Origin of the sequence: Anaerovorax odorimutans (assembly GCF_024459955.1) — a bacterium.
Classification (GTDB): domain Bacteria; phylum Bacillota; class Clostridia; order Peptostreptococcales; family Anaerovoracaceae; genus Hominibacterium; species Hominibacterium odorimutans_A.
Map to the genome: position 1 here is coordinate 57,415 of NZ_JANFXK010000009.1, position 17,743 is coordinate 75,157.

At 48.9% G+C, this 17,743-nt stretch carries 14 protein-coding genes; 2 read left to right on the plus strand and 12 right to left on the minus strand.

Annotated elements, in window-relative coordinates:
• Positions 1-82 precede the first annotated feature (82 nt).
• The 5 genes from NE619_RS09285 to ahpC form a co-directional block, all read right to left on the minus strand.
• A complete protein-coding gene (locus tag NE619_RS09285; RefSeq protein WP_256132135.1) occupies positions 83-2,914 on the minus strand; it encodes a hybrid sensor histidine kinase/response regulator in 2,832 nt (943 codons plus the stop codon).
• Positions 2,915-2,937: 23 nt separating this feature from the next.
• A complete protein-coding gene (locus NE619_RS09290; RefSeq protein ID WP_256132136.1) occupies positions 2,938-5,727 on the minus strand; it encodes an ATP-binding protein in 2,790 nt (929 codons plus the stop codon).
• Between the two features lie 162 nt (positions 5,728-5,889).
• Positions 5,890-7,149 (minus strand): MFS transporter, encoded by a 1,260-nt coding sequence (locus NE619_RS09295; protein WP_256132137.1) that lies wholly within the window; start codon positions 7,147-7,149, stop codon positions 5,890-5,892.
• The gene (gene trxB, locus NE619_RS09300; protein WP_256132138.1) at positions 7,136-8,839 is read right to left on the minus strand and encodes a thioredoxin-disulfide reductase; all 1,704 of its coding nucleotides are present in this window, start codon (positions 8,837-8,839) and stop codon (positions 7,136-7,138) included. Before trxB ends, NE619_RS09295 begins: the two co-directional genes overlap by 14 nt.
• A gap of 130 nt (positions 8,840-8,969) precedes the next feature.
• The gene (gene ahpC / locus NE619_RS09305) at positions 8,970-9,533 is read right to left on the minus strand and encodes an alkyl hydroperoxide reductase subunit C (protein ID WP_256132139.1); all 564 of its coding nucleotides are present in this window, start codon (positions 9,531-9,533) and stop codon (positions 8,970-8,972) included.
• A gap of 130 nt (positions 9,534-9,663) precedes the next feature.
• On the opposite strand from ahpC, the gene NE619_RS09310 reads away from it, so the two are divergent.
• Positions 9,664-10,443, plus strand: coding sequence for an SDR family NAD(P)-dependent oxidoreductase (locus NE619_RS09310; protein WP_256132140.1), 780 nt, complete (start codon positions 9,664-9,666; stop codon positions 10,441-10,443).
• Positions 10,444-10,483: 40 nt separating this feature from the next.
• On the opposite strand, the gene NE619_RS09315 is transcribed toward NE619_RS09310, so the two are convergent.
• From NE619_RS09315 to NE619_RS09345, 7 genes are all read right to left on the minus strand, one after another.
• Positions 10,484-11,065 (minus strand): helix-turn-helix domain-containing protein, encoded by a 582-nt coding sequence (locus tag NE619_RS09315; RefSeq protein WP_256132141.1) that lies wholly within the window; start codon positions 11,063-11,065, stop codon positions 10,484-10,486.
• A gap of 84 nt (positions 11,066-11,149) precedes the next feature.
• Positions 11,150-12,460 (minus strand): GHKL domain-containing protein, encoded by a 1,311-nt coding sequence (locus NE619_RS09320; protein WP_256132142.1) that lies wholly within the window; start codon positions 12,458-12,460, stop codon positions 11,150-11,152.
• A gap of 120 nt (positions 12,461-12,580) precedes the next feature.
• On the minus strand, positions 12,581-12,901 hold the full coding sequence (locus NE619_RS09325) for a putative heavy metal-binding protein (RefSeq protein WP_256132144.1): 321 nt from the start codon (positions 12,899-12,901) through the stop codon (positions 12,581-12,583).
• Between the two features lie 119 nt (positions 12,902-13,020).
• Positions 13,021-13,749, minus strand: coding sequence for a class I SAM-dependent methyltransferase (locus NE619_RS09330; RefSeq protein WP_256132145.1), 729 nt, complete (start codon positions 13,747-13,749; stop codon positions 13,021-13,023).
• A 62-nt stretch (positions 13,750-13,811) separates the two neighbouring features.
• Positions 13,812-15,863: a methyl-accepting chemotaxis protein gene (locus NE619_RS09335; RefSeq protein WP_256132146.1), complete on the minus strand. Its 2,052-nt coding sequence runs from the start codon at positions 15,861-15,863 to the stop codon at positions 13,812-13,814.
• 43 nt (positions 15,864-15,906) lie between these two features.
• Positions 15,907-16,170, minus strand: coding sequence for a TfoX/Sxy family protein (locus tag NE619_RS09340; protein ID WP_256132147.1), 264 nt, complete (start codon positions 16,168-16,170; stop codon positions 15,907-15,909).
• A 13-nt stretch (positions 16,171-16,183) separates the two neighbouring features.
• Positions 16,184-16,999: an amidohydrolase family protein gene (locus NE619_RS09345; protein ID WP_256132148.1), complete on the minus strand. Its 816-nt coding sequence runs from the start codon at positions 16,997-16,999 to the stop codon at positions 16,184-16,186.
• 257 nt (positions 17,000-17,256) lie between these two features.
• Here NE619_RS09345 and NE619_RS09350 point away from each other — a divergent pair, with 257 nt between their 5' ends.
• Complete coding sequence (locus NE619_RS09350) at positions 17,257-17,712, plus strand: hypothetical protein (protein ID WP_256132149.1); 456 nt, start codon at positions 17,257-17,259, stop codon at positions 17,710-17,712.
• Positions 17,713-17,743: the final 31 nt, after the last annotated feature.

Genomic DNA, 17,743 nt, shown 5'->3' on the forward strand with positions numbered 1-17,743 from the left:
AAACTTTTATATAGTTTCTCATTTTAGCAACATTATAGCATTTCTCCACACGATTGTCATATATTCAGGCGGTCAGCGGGGATCACTCCTTCGATCCAAGGCTGATCCGATCCAGGATTGAGATCAGCGCCTCATAATCAATGGGCTTGGAAACATGATCGTTCATCCCTGCTGCCAGAGATTTGGCGATATCCTCCGCAAAGGCGTTGGCTGTCAGAGCGATGATGGGAATGCTCTCCGCCTGCGAATGACCGCATCTGCGAATCTCCTTTGTCGCTGTGTAGCCATCCATAACCGGCATCTGCAGATCCATCAGAATCACCTGATACGTGCCTGCGGCAGATGCGGAGAACATACGGAAGGCTTCCAGCCCGTTTCCCGCGCCGTCCACCGTAAATCCGGCCTCCTCAAGAATGGTGCGGGCAATTTCCATGTTAAGGGAATTGTCCTCTGCCAGCAGAATACGCACGCCTTTCCGTTGCTCACTGCTGATGCGGGGCTCCTGCTCTTCCCGTTGGGAAGAATCTGCGCCTTCGGATACAGGCTCCTTCCTGTCCTCATCGAGTTTGAGATACAGAGTCACCGTAAACCGGCTGCCTTTATCCTTTTCGCTCTCCGCCCGGATATCTCCCTGCATGGCGGAAACAATCCCCTGAGCAATGGACATTCCCAGCCCAGTTCCCGGCATATGGCGGACCTGGGCGTCATCAGCCCGGGAGAAGGGCAGGAAAACATGTTTTAAAAAATCTTCATCCATGCCAATGCCTGTATCCTCTACAGTGAAAACAAAGCATCCCCGGCCGGGCATACACACTTGTTTTTCTTTGACTGCCACAAAAATGCTGCCGCCCGCCATGGTATATTTCACTGCGTTGTCGATCAGGTTGACCATCACCTGCCGGATCCTTCCCGTATCGCCCAGAAGCCTGTCATGGACAATGTCCGCAGCCCGGAACTCGATGTTCTGTCTTTTGGCCTGTGCCTCAGGCCTGGTCATATCGGTGAGCTCTTGCATTACTTCGGCAAGGGAAAATGGCTCTTCCGAAAGCTCCAGCTGTCCCTTTTCAATCTTTGACATATCGAGTATCTCATTGATGAGGTTCAGCAGATAGTTTCCGGATACTGTGATTTTTTTCAGACACTCCCGGATTTTTTCCGGATCATCTGTGTGGGCGGACGCAATGCTGACCATACCCAGAATCGCATTCATAGGAGTACGGATATCGTGGGACATCTGCGCCAGAAAACTGCTTTTCGCTTCATTGGCGTCCTTAGCCGCTTCGTAGGCTGCGTGAAGCGCCCTTCGGTTTCGCTCTTCCTGCTCCTTTTCCTCCTCTACGCTATGGGAAGCGAGGATAATCTTTTCCGGAACGCCGTTTCGGGTCTCCGCAAGAATGATATGCACCCGCATCCATCCGAAAAATCCCCCGTAATCCCTGCGGAATTCCAGCGAGTAGAAGGTATCTCCGCCGCTGATTCTGCTCACGATCTCCTCTGCGGAAAGCTCTCTGATAAAAGCGGGACGGTCCTCTTCATAAATAAACGACTGACAGCAGGTTTCAATCAAATCCGGGTAGCTGTCATTCTCCCCCATCCGTACGGACAGATCCCGGAGCCAGTTGTACGCTTGAAACGTTTTTTCCGCTAAATCTATATAGAACACGGAATGATAAAAGGAGGATAACCCCTGTATGATATTCTGATACTCAAAATACAGTTTCTTGTTTTGTTCTTCTTCCAATTCTTTCAGCTTTTGTTCATTAATGTTCATATTGGCAAAGACGGCCTTGGTAACAATTCCGTCTTTTATTTCCGCAACACTGAACCGAGCGCGCACCCACTGAATGCTGTCCGGATAAATTCTCCGGAAATCCACGTCGTATACCGGCTGCGCTGCGGAAAGAACCCGCCTGAGAAATTCCGGAGTTCCTGCTCTGCGCATCTTCTCCTGATCTTCTTTTAAAACATACCTGTCTACGAATTTATTGTAGTATGTATGAAGATTTCCCTTGGGGAATTCCCTCTGCCGGTAGATCATTGTTTCCTGCCAGATCGGCTCTTCAATATTGTTTTCCAAATCAAAGAGGTAGATGGAATAGTAGCACTGGCAAAGGTTCGCCAAAACGTCTTCTCTCCTTTTGGCCTCCTGCTTGTCATCCACATTCCGCACCGTAATCAGGACGCGTTCCTCCATATCCTGCCGAATATGCGCCGAATAATACGTATAATAGTGCAGTTCGCCCATATCGTCACAGAGCCGGAACATACCATCCTTATATTCATTTTTCCTGTACTCCGATGTATCGAGCATGCTGTCAAAGATGGCTTTATCTTCCGTGGGCATTTTGAGGCTCATCTGTCTGTAGAAGTCCTCAAAAGGGCCGCAGCTTTCCAGATGAAGGGATTTACCCGAATAATGGATACATTTGTATTCTGTTTTCGCCATGTCAATACTGATGACCAGGGTGTAGATCTGTGATATGGCTACCTGAGCGGCCGTCATGACGGCCTCGTATTCCTGCTTCAGCATGACTGTATTGGTGATATTCTGATGATATCCCCGCAGGCAGATTCCGTTTTGAAAGCCTTCATCTCCTACGCCTCCGCAGCGAATAAAGATCCTGCCCCACTTGGGATGCGCCCAGGGGTACTGCACCTCGGCATGTTCATCCTGGGAAATCTTTTCCACAGCCGCCTGAATCATGGGGCGGTATGGAGGCTCAATACGTTCGTACCAATATTGGTAGCATTCCTCCGGCGTCAGATCCTCTTCCAGCCCCAGCAGTTCCTGCATGATGCTGTCCGCAAAGAATCTGGGAGCTTTCCCATTTTCCAGTTCGATGACCCATAAGCCGGTCTGGGCCTGCCTGAGTACCTCCTGCACTTTTCTCATGTCCTTAAAATGATCTGTCATTTGCGACGCTCCCATCCCTTTCCTCAGATAAAGACCTTTTTATATGCCAGCAGATTTACGATCAAATCCTCCGCCTCAAATGGCTTGGCGATGAATCCGTTCATCCCTGCTGCCAGAGCTTTTTCTCTGTCCTCCTTAAAGCTGTTGGCCGTCATGGCGATGATCCCAACCTCCTGGGCATCGTTTCTGTCCAGCCCCCGGATCCGGGAGGCTGCTTCAAGCCCGTTGAGGATCGGCATCTGCACATCCATAAGCACTGCCTGATAAAATCCTTCTTTTGAAGTGGAAAACATCTCTACGGTCTTTTGTCCGTCAGCAGCACGGAACACCTCCGCGCCTTCAAGCTCCAGCAGGGAAATAGCGATTTCCGCATTGAGATCGTTGTCTTCCGCCAGAAGAATGTTCATTCCTGACAGTTGCTTTTCTTTATTCACATTGTCCGGGCGTTCATAGGCTTTCGCCCCCTCCGCCGACAGCGGCAGTTCCAGGGTGAAGAAAAACTCCGAGCCTTCGCCCAGTCTACTCTTTACTTCCAGCCTGCTGCCCATGAGCTGGACCAGATTGCTGCTGATCGCCAGACCCAAACCGGTTCCCTGGACGCTGCCATCGTTTTGCGAAAGCTGCTCAAAGGAGCCGAAAATCCGTTCAATATCTTCCTCCGGTATCCCGATTCCGGTATCCTTAACCCGAAATTCTATAAGTGCCCGATCGTTATCGCGCTTTTTTTCTTCTGCAGAGCAGCCGATCCGACCGCCCTTTGGCGTGAACTTGCAGGCATTGGATAAAAGATTCACCATTACCTGCGCCAGCCTGGTCTTATCTCCGATAAAACCGTCCTCCGTCAGGCTGTATGAAAAGTCGAGCTGCAAGTCTTTTTCCTTCGCCTGCAGGGAAAAGATATCTTCTATCTGCACAAGAAGCTGCTTTAAAGAAAACGGCTCGCTTTCTATGGTCATTTTATTGCTCTGCAGTTTGGACATATCCAATATGTCGTTGACAAGAGAAAGCAGAAACTTAGCCGAGGTATCGATTTTTTCCAGATTCTCGTTTATGCTGTCGGGGGCATTGTCGATTCTCTTGCTCAAAGAGGTCAGCCCTATGATCGCATTCATCGGAGTCCGGATTTCATGGGACATGCGGGATAAAAAGTCCGATTTGGCCTGTGCCGTTTCTTCGGCTTTCTCTAGCTTCAGTTCCATTTCCCTGCTTTTCAGCCTGAGACGGCCGATCGTGAGGAATACGATAATCAACAGGATCACAAATCCGATCAGGAAGGCGACAACTGCTCCGATATGGGAGTACAGCATCGTTTTCAGGTCCGGCTGGCTGATTTGAGAGGAAATCAGGTTCTGCTGCCTGATACTTTCCACCTTCCTTTCATCCAGGCTGTTGACTGCCTTGCTTAAAATTGAATACAGTTCCACATCCGGCTTGTCGCTCATAGCGATGGAAACCGGCATTTGCTGATCACCGACCGCGCTCGGCGTCACATTTGCGTAATAGTGGCTGGTAAAAAGGGACTCCAGCAAAGCCGATGGGATCTCCATGTAATCCGCATCGCCTGCGTCCACTGCATCGAGGCATTTTTTAAAGGTTTCATAATAGGCTATCTTTTTATGATTTCCATCGTTGGGCGCCGACATCTCTTTTGGTACCGCGACAGTCAGATCACCGCCGGAAAGTTCTGCCCGCTTATTTCGTATGATTACGGTGTTCAGCTGCGCGTACTGCTTTGTCAGTACCAGCTTTTGGCCGTTTGCCTGATAGGAATCGCTCAGATAGCTTCCCACGATATCTGCCTTCCCGCTTCGCATAAGCTCCATTGCGTCCGCGTACGAGCTGGCATAGACATATTCAAACTTCAGGCCCGTAAGGCCCCGGATCAGTTCGTAGACTTCGGGGACGATTCCCTTTAGCTCTCCATGCTGAATATAGGTAAGAGGATACCCGTCTTTAAGTACGGCTACCCGTATGGGAGCGGATTTTTTGATATAATCTTTATCTTCCTTTGAAAGATCAATGGAATTGCTGTATGCGTTGGGGAAATATTTATCGTATAGTTCCTCGGCCATATTGGGGTTGGCCTCATAGATCTTTTCAATTGCCTGGTTCATCTGCTCACAGCTCTTTGTGTCACTTGCTTTGGTGACGATATAATAGGATTCCGCGGTAAACCTGGCACAGACGTTATAGGTGTCTTTCAGCGTTGCGTCGCTGGTCAGTATCAAATCCGTCTCTTTATTATCCAAACACTTTTCATATGCTTTTACATCCTCATATTCCTTGATTTTGCAGGTAAGCTGGTTGGCCTTGAGGAACACCTTCAGTCTCTCGATTTTGCCGACAGCTTTTTTATACACGCCGATTGTTTTACCGTTTAAGGTGGTTACATCAAAACTCTTGATCGACGAATCGTCTTTTCTGCTGCCCAGAAGGCAATAATTGGAGCCAACGGCATACTGGGGATAAGCAAAGTACTGCTCGTATTCTTTTTGATAGAGCATGCCTCCCATCAGATCATATTTGCCTTCGGCCATTCCGGTCAGCAGCTCCTCCACATCGCCTGTCACGAATTTATACTTCCATCCCGTATATTTGGCAATTTCCATGAGCCAGTCATAAATAAGGCCTCCGTACGTACCGTCCTTATACACTTCCTGAAGGCCTTTTGTCTCAGGAAAGGCCACAGTCAGCACCTGCTGCTGTTCGCCCTTTGCCGTATCTTCTGCTCCAAAGACGGGCGCTGCCGCCAGAGAGAATAATAATATTATTGCAATCAGTAAAACACTGCCTGTTCTCATCCGTTTCTTCATATGATAACTACCTCTATGCTGCTATTTTGTGTTCTTCCTATAACTTTATATTATAAGTTATATACGTGTAGATAGCAACCAATACCGCCGTTATACAAATTACTTTTTACGGATTGAAGATGATATCGGTCTCACCGTAACAAGGCAAAAAACGCTGTGCGATCACTTTCTCCATCCGGGGCAGCCTTCAATGGTACAGCGTTTTCTCCAGCCAAAGCCAATGCACAGTCCGGCGGCGATCAGCAGGGCCAGAATTCCAAAAAGCACATAGATATAGCTCCCGGTAAGGTCATAGATAAAGCCGTAAGCAGGTATGAGAATGATGGATGCCAGCGGCGCGCCCATTGAAACTTTCGCATAGATTTTTTCATAGTCTTTGCGCCCATAAAACTGCAGTGTCAGGATTGGAGCCAGCACCATGATTCCCGAGCTGACCAGTCCGTGCAGAAAGGTGGCTGTCCCAAAAACAAGGAAGCCGGACGGGCTGATGAAAAAGGCCAGAACTGCCAGAATACCGATGCCGATCAGCCCGTAGCAGGTCCTGAGGCTTCCGATTCTGTCGCTGACCATACCGATGGCGATGGAGCCGATGGCGCTGCCCACAGAAGCGAAAGCCAGCGCCGTACCGGTAGCTTTTACCGAATACCCCAAAACTGACCCATAGATCGGTATGTGCTGCGTAAATACACCGGCCCCTGTGATGGCAATCATAAACAGAAGCAGCAGATAGAAGGACGCTGAGTGAAGCGCCGTTTTTTCTGAAACAGCCAGCTCACTGCCAAAGCCGTTTTCTTCTCTTTTCTCCCCCTTTGTTTCTCCATAAGGTTCCAATCCCTTATCTTGGGGCCTTCCCCGCAGCAGCAAAACGGAAACAGCTAGGAGAATCAAAAAAGACACCGTCCCTGCGGCCAAATATCCATAACGCCACCCGCTTTTTTCAATTAAGCCGGAAGTCAGCGGCTGCAGCACAGCGCCGAACAGCCCTACAAAGGCCATTTGGATTCCCAGCATGGTTCCTGCGTTTTTCGCAAACCAGCGGTTGATGAGAATCGGCCCCAGCAGGTTAACGATGAGAGACGCTCCCATGGCGTAGGGGATCGCCAGCAGGTACCACCCGTATACGTTTTTCATCAGACCGAACCCCGCAAAGGAAAGGGCCTGCAGAGCTGCTCCGGCGGCAGCGACTTTTCTCACCTCATACCGGTTAATCAATTTTCCTGCGGTGGGAAGCCAGAGTACCATCACCACAGAAGTAATGCTCAGATAAACGGACAGGCTGCCGATTCCTGTGCCGATTTCTTCTGCGGCCGGGGCCAGAAACAGGCTGGAGGTCATGTTGAGACCTCCCCCTGCGAAACCTCGTATGAGGATTACTCCTGTAAGAACCCACCAGGCGTAATGTAGCCTTTTATTGTTTTTCATCTTCTCCACTCGCCTTTTCAATTAAATCCATGATCTGCTCTTTCGTCTTTGATCCAAACACCGGTTTCTGTCCATTGACGGTCATCGCCGGTACGCTCATGAGATTGAGTTCTTTTTTCAATTCCGGAAAGAGACCGATATCAATCATTTCCGCTTCGATTTTTCTGCTGGTGGCAGCCAGATGCTGGGCAGCAGCCACCACCTCCGGACAAAAATGACAGGAAAGGGAAACGTATATCCGAATACGAGTGTCCGCCTGGATATTTCGCGCCCGCTCAGCCAGTTCCGCGCTCATTTCCTGGCCCGGTCCCGCCAGATTATAGATGGCCAGAATAAAGGAATTGAATTCATGGCCTCCCGGGATTCCGCAAAACTTGATTCCCGAATAGGCGCCGCTGCTGTCGAGAAAAGCCGCTGTCGGCAGCCGGTCAAAGCGAATTTTCTTTTCCATCTCCGAATCTTCGCCAGGCCGCAGAACCTGCAGATGCAGATGAGGGCTAAGACTGCAGATTGGGTCGAGGAAATTCGCCAGCTCCGCGGACTTTTCATTTTTTTCATCTTTGATGGTAACGATCGTTATATCTTTATTCAGCTTTTCAAAGACAGCCATGACCTGGGCGCGGACCTCCGGCTCCAGACCGTCCCTCTGCCCGGTATGATCGGTATGGGCCCCGGTCTCTGCGGATTTCTTTTCTTCTATCGGTGGTTCTTCCTGAGGATAGGTTTCTTCTATGCCCTTTTCCTCTTTTATATGCAAAACGTATTTTTCCGCCTGGGTAGCAGCCACAGCTCCGTCCGCTGTAGCTGTAACCAGCTGCCGCAGCAGCTTCGGACGCACGTCTCCCGCGGCGAAAACTCCGGCTTCGCTGGTCTGCATCGTTTCATCGGTGAGGATATAGCCCTCCGGATCCAGCTCTATCTGGTCTCTAAAGAGTTCCGCATCCGGCTGATAGCCGATAAAGACGAAGACGCCAAAGGTTCCGTCTTCCTCAGAAACCTTATATTCGCTCTGCTCCCCTGTCTGGTTATTCTTGAAAACAGCCCCTTCCAGCAGTTCATTTCCGTAAACGCGCATCAGCTCCGTATGGAAACGAACTTCGATTTTGGGATGGGCCAGGACTTTATCTGCGATGGATTTTGCGCACCGAAACTTATCCTTGCGCACGAGAACCGTAACTTTTCTGCCGAAACGTGTCAGATACAGGGCTTCCTCAGCGGCACTGTAACCCCCGCCGATCACAAAGATATCCTTGCCTTCAAAAAACATACCGTCACAGGTCGCGCAGTATCCCACGCCTCTGCCCCGGAATTCCTCTTCTCCTTCAAATCCCAGTTTCCTCGGATTGGCTCCGGTGGCCAGGATTACGGCCCAGCTCCGAAAGGTCCCCGACTCGGTCTTCACTTCTTTCACTTCACTGCCCAGATCAGCCTTTATCACCTGGCTTGTCATAAATTCCGCGCCGAAGGATTTCGCCTGATCCAGCATGGACTCCATCAGCTTGGGCCCGGTGACTGTCTTGAATCCCGGGTAATTGGCGATTTCATCCGTGGTTGCCGCCTGTCCGCCCGCCTGATGATTTTCAATAATCAGTGTTCTCAGCTTGGCCCGGCCCGCATAGATACCCGCCGTCAATCCCGCGCAGCCGCCGCCGAGAATAATCAGATCATAAATTTTCTGTGATTGATTCATAGTTTTCTATCCTTTCCGCATAAAGAAGAATTTCACATCAGCTTTTAAAATTTGAAATTCTCCTATTAAAACAAATGCTGCAAAACAGCTGGAAACCAGTCATTTTGCAGCAGTCTTTCCTTCTGAGCCTTTAGAGCTTTCCTACCAGATCCAGGCTTGGAGACAGAGTTTCCTCGCCGGGCTTCCACTTGGCAGGGCAGACCTGGTCACCGTGTTCAGCCACAAACTGAGCGGCCTGCACCTTGCGCAGCAGCTCCTGGGCGTCTCTGCCAATGCTGTTGTCGTTTACCTCGTAGGCCTTGATTTCTCCCTGCGGGTTGACGATGAAGGTTCCGCGGAGAGCAAGTCCTTCTTCTTCGATCAGCACATCGAACATGCGGGCCAGTACCGCTGTCGGGTCAGCCAGCATCGGATACTGAATCTTTTTGATGGTATCGGAAGTATCCGCCCATGCTTTGTGGACAAAATGGGTGTCGGTGGAAACCGAATAAACTTCGCAGCCAATGGCCTTGAACTCCTGGTAATGATCGGCCAGATCTCCCAGCTCCGTCGGACATACAAACGTAAAGTCCGCCGGATAAAATACAAATACGGACCAGTGCCCGTCAAGACACTGTCTTGTGACTTCGGTGAATTCACCGTTGTGATATGCGTTTACTTTAAAATCTTCCAGCTGTTTATTAATCAGTGACATTCAAAAAACCTCCTTGATATTTTCTGTGATTAGTATTCGTCCTGAGGCGGAATTTATTCCTCTGCGGGCATAAATCGCCTGCGTTCGTATCATACTAAGCAACATCAACAATCAGGATGGTGAAAATAAAATGAAATATTTTGAAGATAAAATCGCATTGGTAACCTCTTCCACGAAAGGAATCGGTCTGTCCTGCGCGCTGAAGCTGGCAAGAGGCGGCGCCCATGTCTATATGGGTGTCAGAAGACCTGACGCTGCCCGTGAAATCTGCGGTCAGCATCCCGAATACCGCATGACTCCGGTATTTTTCGATGCTATGAAAAAGGAGAGCTATGAATCCATGATTCGGGAGATTATAGAAAAGTCGGCCCGCATCGATATCCTAATCAATAATTTCGGAATCGGCCGGCCGACTGAGGATCTGGATCTGGTAAAAGGCAGCGAAAGGGCTTTTTTTGAAATTCTGGAACTGAATCTGGGCAGCGTTTATCGTGTTTCAAAGCTTGCGGTTCCCCACATGATTAAGGGCGGCGGCGGAAGCATCGTCAATATTTCTTCCATCGGCGGTCTGATTCCCGATGTTACCCGTATCGGCTACGGTGTATCCAAGGCTGCTATCAACAATCTCACGCAGCAAATCGCAATCCAATACGCCCACAATAACATTCGCTGCAACGCCGTCCTTCCGGGACTGACAGCAACGGAAGCAGCGATGAAAAACATGCCTGAGGATTTTTTGAAATCCTTTTTGTCTCATGTACCGTTGGGCCGTATGGCAAATCCGGAGGATATCGCAGATGCGGCAGCCTTTTTATCCAGCGACGCGGCTTCCTATATTACCGGCCATATCCTCGACGTGGCCGGAGGTTACGGCCTGGGAACGCCTCAGTATGCTGACAGCAGTCATTAACGATTGCAGCGGTTGAGCTCCGGATTCTGAATCTCAAACGCTAGATCCTTACTTTAAACAGACCGTGTCTGTTGCAGTACGCGTACAGCACACCCCGTCCGCTGATGCGAAAGCGCCCTTCGGCTCCCTGCTCCGGATACAGCTTAATCATCTGACCGTATCCGGCGTTTACGCAGGCCAGAAAGGAAATATAATGATCCTTGGTCATGGGATGCTCCAAAGAAACATAATATTCTCCGTCCATCTTTTCAAAGCGGATCAAATGGGCGTCATTGCTTTCCTCCGCTTCCAGCGGAGGCAGTGTGATGCCGCAGCAGCTGTAGGCGCCCTCTCCCAGAGCCTGTATCACATTTCCGCACAGGGGACAGACGTAAAAGCGTCCACGCAGCAGATTTGCTATTTTATTGCTGTTGGTGACCGGCTCTCCTGAAAAAAGCTCCGCCACCGATACCTGCAGTTCCCTTGCCAGGGGTTCCACCATACTGATGTCCGGAAGCCCCTTTCCCGTTTCCCACTTGGAAACCGTCTTGTCGCTGACAGCCAGTTTTTCCGCCAACTGCTTCTGCGTATAGTTTTTTCTTTCTCTGAGCATGCGAATGGTATCTCCTGTAATATAACTCATCTCGATCTACTCCTTTTCTCTGTGATAAAACCAGCATACCCTGCCGGGCGCATATCCACAACCTACGCTGCGCAGACCTTGCTTTTAAAGGAACAGATACACCCGAAACAACCCATTGCTCCAGTCGATCTTCAGTATGCCCTGATACTTTTCCACCACTCTTTTAACCGAGGACAGGCCTATGGCTTTGCCTTCATGTTTGGTCGATTTATATTCGTCTCCCTGTATCAGCACTTCATTGATATATGTATTTTCAATTATCACAGCCAGTTGTCTGCCCTTCATCCCGGCCCGTACCTTAATACGCTTTGGCGTATCTTTCTGCTCTTCACAGGCTTCCAGCGCGTTGCGCATAAGATTTCCCAGAATGATGCACAGATCAAGATCGGAAACAGGAATCGACTGGGGAATATCTGCCCTGATCTTCACCTCCGTTCCGCAGTTCTTTGCCATGGCGGCGTAATATTGCAGAATCACATCGGCTATATGGTTCTGGCATACGGACAGAGGTTCATCCAGGGACGGGTCGGGGATCAGATCCGCAAGGTATCGCTTCATCCCTGTAAGGTCATTATCCTCCGCAAAGGCGCCGATAGAAATCAGATGGTGGCGGAGATCGTGCCTGATACGGGCAGTGGTCTCAATCTGCTCCAGCATCCTTTTGTACTGAGCCTCCTGCATGCGCAGCTGTGAAGCAATCAGCTTATTTTCCTCTTCGGTCGTTATCCCCTTGTAGGCCTGGATCAGCATCTGCAAAGCAACCGCAAAAAACGCATAGGTAGTGAAGGACCAGAGGATGCTGAAAACAATATCGCCTGTACCTGCATGATTCGAATGTATCCAGTAGTCATTAATAATCTTTACAAAAAAAATCAGATAAGTCAGAGCCGGAATGATCCAAATGAATTTCCAGAAAGGCAATGAAATATCAAACTCAATGACCTGTTTGTAGAGTTTGAACATAAGGACCCAAAGCAGCGGCACGTATGCAGCCAGAACAGCAATGGTGATCAGAGTCCAGATCACCGGGTCGGTAATGGACAAAACATTGTTGATGATCTTGACGATAGCCATAATATTCACATACAGATTCAGCACGACCAAAACAATAAAGAGAATTTCAAAGTAACTGCCTTTGACTGTCAGGCAAAAAATTAATATCGCGGAAACGAGCCACAACACAATTCCCAGACTGCTATACTTGGAAAAAAATACGTTATGGATAAAAAAGAGTACCGTGATCGCCGTTGTGATTAAAACCAGCAAAGCTACAAGCACTGCGGTGTTCAGACTGTCATATCGAAATCGGCTCTTTAAGGGAATAAAAACAAAGAACGCAAAAACAGCGCAGCAAACCACAACACGAAGAGCCGTACTTATAATTAATACATTCATACCTGGTCTCGTTCCTTTCTTGTTACCGGGAACAATTCATATAAAAATCCAAGACTTGCAAAAGGAGCCGTATTAAAACGACTCCTTTTTACGGCAATTTTTATTTTACCGGCAGCATACCTATTCAACAGTCACGGCCGTACCGGAAGCGGTCACCATCAACATTCCGTTATCCGCGCCCAGCACTTCATAATCGATATCCACACCGATTACCGCATTGGCGCCCAGCTTAGCCGCACGGCTTTTCATCTCTTCCAAAGCCTCATTGCGCGCATTACAGAGTTCTTCCTCATAACCCTGACTTCTGCCGCCAAACATATTTCTCAGTCCGGCGCCGATATCTTTGAAAAAGTTGATTCCCGTGATTACTTCTCCGAATACAATATCCTTGTACTCCACAACTCTCCTGCCTTCAACCTGATTCGTCGTTGTTACAACCATGTTTAACCTCCAATCCGATAAAGCGTTCTCTGTATTTGTCCTGCCCTATCTACACACAATCTAAAAAACCATGTATATTATATTTCATCCGCCTGTAACGCGTCAATGGAAAACATCTGTCATTTCTGTGCCGATACGATCAGCATCATTGGACGCCGCATTTCATCCGTCATGCCCGGAAGGTCCATCATGTCTTCCGGCGGCTGAGGCTCAATAATGTTTTTCAGCGAGAACCCGTTCTGCAGCAGTGTATTCAGATAGGTCGTCAGGGTTCGGTGATATTTTGTCACCTCTTCGCCCAGGAATACAGCTGTCCTTTCGCCCTCATAAAAATACCGGTCCACAGGAAAATGAAGGATATTTCCATCGGCATCGTAATACCAGTCCTGCGTTCCATAAGCCGTAAACACAGGATGTTCCGCTGAAAAGACAAAATAGCCGCCCGGCTTCATCCACCTGCTGATATTTGCTGCCAGAGGCTCAAAATCTTTCACGTAATGGAAAGCCAGGGAGCTGATGACAATGTCGAAAGTTTCGTCCGGAAAATCCAGGTCTTCCATGGCGCAGAGCCGATATTCAATTTTTTCATGGCCATTCTTTTCCTCAGCAACGGAAAGCATTTTCTCCGATATATCGGTACCCAGCACTGACTCCGCGCCGTTTTGGACCGCATACAGACAGTGCCACCCATAACCGCATCCCAGATCGAGCACCCGCTTTCCGGTGAAATCCGGCAGTACCTTCCGCAGAGCAGGCCATTCGCCTGCCCCCATAAGTCCCTTCTGCGAACGATCCATCTCTCCGTATTTTTCAAAAAAAACCTCATTATCGTATTTATTTTCTTTCATTGCTACAATTTCCTTTCATGGCAGAGATGCGGTAGCCTTTTATTCTGCCATCCGGCTCCATATTATTCTCTGAGCCGGAATTTTTCAATTAACTCTTTCAGCAGCTGCGCCTGAGCGGAAAGCTCTTCGCTGGCCGCGGCGCTCTCTTCTGCCGTAGCCGAATTGATCTGCACCACCTCGGCGATCTGATCAAGCCCCTTTGTCACCTGCTCTACGGATCGCGCTTTTTCACTGGATGAAGCAGCAATACCGTCAATAGCAGCAACTGCCGTATTAACGCCCTCCACCACATGCTGCAGTGATTTGGCGGTATCATTGGCTATTTTAGTTCCACCTTCCACCGCATTCAGGGAATTTTCTATCAGCGCCGCCGTGCTCCGGGCAGCCTCCGCGCTTTTGGACGCAAGTATTCTAACCTCTTTGGCAACGGCGGAAAAACCTCTTCCGCTCTCTCCTGCCCGCGCTGCTTCCACTGCAGCGTTCAGTGCCAATATATTGGTCTGAAATGCGATGTCTTCAATAGTTTTGACAATTTTGTCGATCTCCCTGGAGCTTTTTTGAATATTGTCGATTGCTTCCAGCATCTGGTTCATTCTGCGGTTGCTCTCATCAGCTTCCACGCCGACCGCGGATACCTTTTTATTGGTTTCTTCGGCACTGGCCGCGCTTGCTGTAATTTGGCGGGATATCTCGTTAATACTGGCTGCCAGCTCCTGAACAGTCGCCGCTTGATCCAGCGCTCCCTGCGAAAGGGACTGTGCGCCGGAGGATACCAGTTCCGAACTGCCTGCCACATGTTCGGCGGAAACGTTGATCTGCCCAAGAGTATCATTGAGCGATCGTACAATCTGTTCCAACGCCTGACTGATTCGCTGAAAATCGCCGATATAGCTTTCCTTTACCGTCACGTTAAAATTACCTGCGGATAGTTCTTCCAGAGTATTTGTGGTATTTTCAATTATTTCCTTCAAACCCCGAATCGAAGAGCGCACACTGTCGGCCAGCCGCCCAATCTCATCATCGCTGCTGACCTGAATCTCCACTTCCAGATTGCCCAGAGAGAATTCTTCCATGTTTTTGCTGATTTCAGTTAAAGGTTTCATCTTTTTGCGTATGACAATGGCTACAACAAGGCTCAGAGCAACCAGGATGATAAGGGACAGAATCAGCAGAACCCCAATCAGCTGATTGCGGGAAGCGTTGATCTCCGATAAGGGAAGCGTGCCAATGGCCAGCCAGTCTGTCGTCTCGCAGTTGCGGAACATCGCAGTATAGTCCACGCTGCCATAGCTGAAATCAACAGAGCCGTTATAATGAGTTTTCACTTTATTTTTATAATCATCCGAGATATCCAGCTCCGTTACCTTTTTGCCCATTGCCGTCGGATCTTCGCTGTATATGTATTCCCCGCTGCTGGATATCAGCTCCAGGTACCCCTGTTCGCCTACTTTTATCTCCGAGAGAAGCTTTGACAGGCTGCTCATATAGACATCCATTCCCATAAATCCAAGCACATCCCCGCCCGATTGGGAAAATACGGGCGCTACGATCGAAATCACCGCTTCTCCTGTGGCCGGATCCATATAAGGCTCCGAAACCACCGTTTTTTTCGCAGAGAGCACCGAGTCACACCATTCCGTGTTTTCCAGATTGGCATCCACCTGTTTGCCCGTGAACAGCAGGTATTGATTCGTCTTCGTATCCGCAACCCAGGTCTGTACGACTTTTTCGTCTGACATCTGCTTTAATGCTCCCGCCAGTTTTTCGATCACTTTATCCTTGTCTTTATAAGCGGTTATATCGCTCGGTTTGGATACGGCCTGAAAATAATTGCGCAGATCGCTGCTTTGCTCAAACATACTGACGGCCGTGATCTTACTGCTCAAAAAATCGTCGACAATGGAAACCGCATAATCGGTCTGCGTATCCAGAAGCTTGTCGTTGAGCGAAGATACCGTCCGTGCGGCTAAAACGCAGGAACTGATAATCAGTATGGCCAACAGCGGTATCAAAACAGCCAGCAGATTGAGACTGATCTTTGAAGAAATGGACTTTTCCCGTCCGTCTGCCGTACCCTTGCCGCATGTTTTTAATCGATAAAAAATATTTGACATTTTCTTAACGGTTCTTTCCTTTCCGCCGGCTGTTCAGCTGCGGCTAAATCTGCCCTTTCGCCTCCCGGCAGAACGTTTTCAGTTCCTGCTTTCTTTCCTCTTCAAGCTCCGTTTTTTTCACTCCTGCTATAGCTGCTTCCAGTGAATAGAGCCGATTGACACAGGCCGAAGGGTCCACCTCATAGATCCTCATCCAGGCCTCTCTGCTTCCTGTCTGCCTGAGCTTTTCCGGCGTATCGATTCCCACCTGCGTCAGCTGTTCTTCCAGTTTCTTTCCTATATTAGGAAGATCCGATAATTTTCCCATTTTCATTCCTCCTTTACTCCAGATCCAGTCTGTAGATTCGGTTGGCATTGTCAAAGAATACCTTTTCCTGATATTTTTCCGGCACCAGCCTGGATACAAATTCGATATATTCGGCAAGGTTAGCCAAGGGCCAATCTGTTCCAAACATAATATCATCATATTCTCTCAGATACCCCATCCAGGTTTTCAGCGATTCCAGATAGCCCTGCTTCTCCTCAAAGAGCATATCCAGGTTCACACGCCCCACAAGCATCCCGGAAATATCCGCCGCCACGTTGTCATTTTTGCTGACCACCGCCGCCGCGTCCATCAGCCAGGGGTTCCCATAATGGCACATTACGAACTGGATGCCGGGATGGTCCGCGGCTACCTCGTCCAAAGTCATAGGGTGACTATATTTCAGATAAGCGTTGGGCGTAGAGGTCTCTCCCGTATGAACCGCGACCGGCTTTCCGTAGGTCCTGGCCAGCTCATAGACCGGCTCATACGCCGGATCGCTGATGTACATCGGGAAGTAGCCCGGATAGAGCTTTACGCCGACACACTGCGGCCTTCTCAGGTTTTCCTCAATCTGGTCGATGGAATCAGACACCTGTTTTCCGTCCAGATAAAAGCTGTCGATCCCGATACAGTACCGCATAAAAGGCGGATATTGGTGATCCTTTGGGTCTACGGTACGATTTCCCATTACAATACCGCAGACAATGCCCAGTTCGTCATATATTTGTTGTAAATGTTTTTCCGTATTTTCATGTCCCGCCGCTTCTGCCAGCTGAGAAAACCCTGCTTCTTCCGGACAGAAATGCAGATGCGCGTCAATAATTTTCATGGTCTTTCCCCTTTCTGCTCAATCCATATTAGTATATCTCTTTTTACAGGAAAACAAAAGAGATTCTCCCCTTTTTCCGAAAAAGGTTCCACTATGGCAGACCGCAGGAAAACTAGGCACGAATCACATCAAATGGCTGCTGATTTGCTGCAAATTCGAGGAAGGTGTGTTAAAATTGGATATGCCACAATAGTTGTTGCAATTTATCTTTTCATTAAAAAGCGCATCAAGCGCACATAAAGAAAGAAGGGTTATCCATGGTAAAAAACAGTGCTTCAAGCGATTTTATCAACATGAACCTCAGACAGCTGGGAGCGGCAAGCATCCAGGCGATCGGCAGCAAAATGCATTTAGTCACTTTTGAAATAAGCGACACAGTAAAGGTATCTTACATATACAATGTTACGAGAAAGGATAAGTTCTTTCTCCAAAGGACCGAACCTTACGCCATCGCCAAAGGGAAATTCGCGGACGAGAACGAAATCGTCGAATTCATCCAGAAGGATATCGAGTCATTCCGCAACGCAGCCGGCAGCCGCAACTTTGAAAAATTTTCCGCAATCGGGAAAAAGCTGTCCAACATGATCCAAAACGTGGAGGAAATGTTTTTGACCTGCAACGTAGATGGCGAACTGTTGGAGGATGTCAGCTCCAGACTGGACTCCATTGACCTGGAACTAAAACAGATCATCCAACTCTCTCAAAAACTATAGCCGGCTGCCGTCCAGCCTTTAAATCATGAAA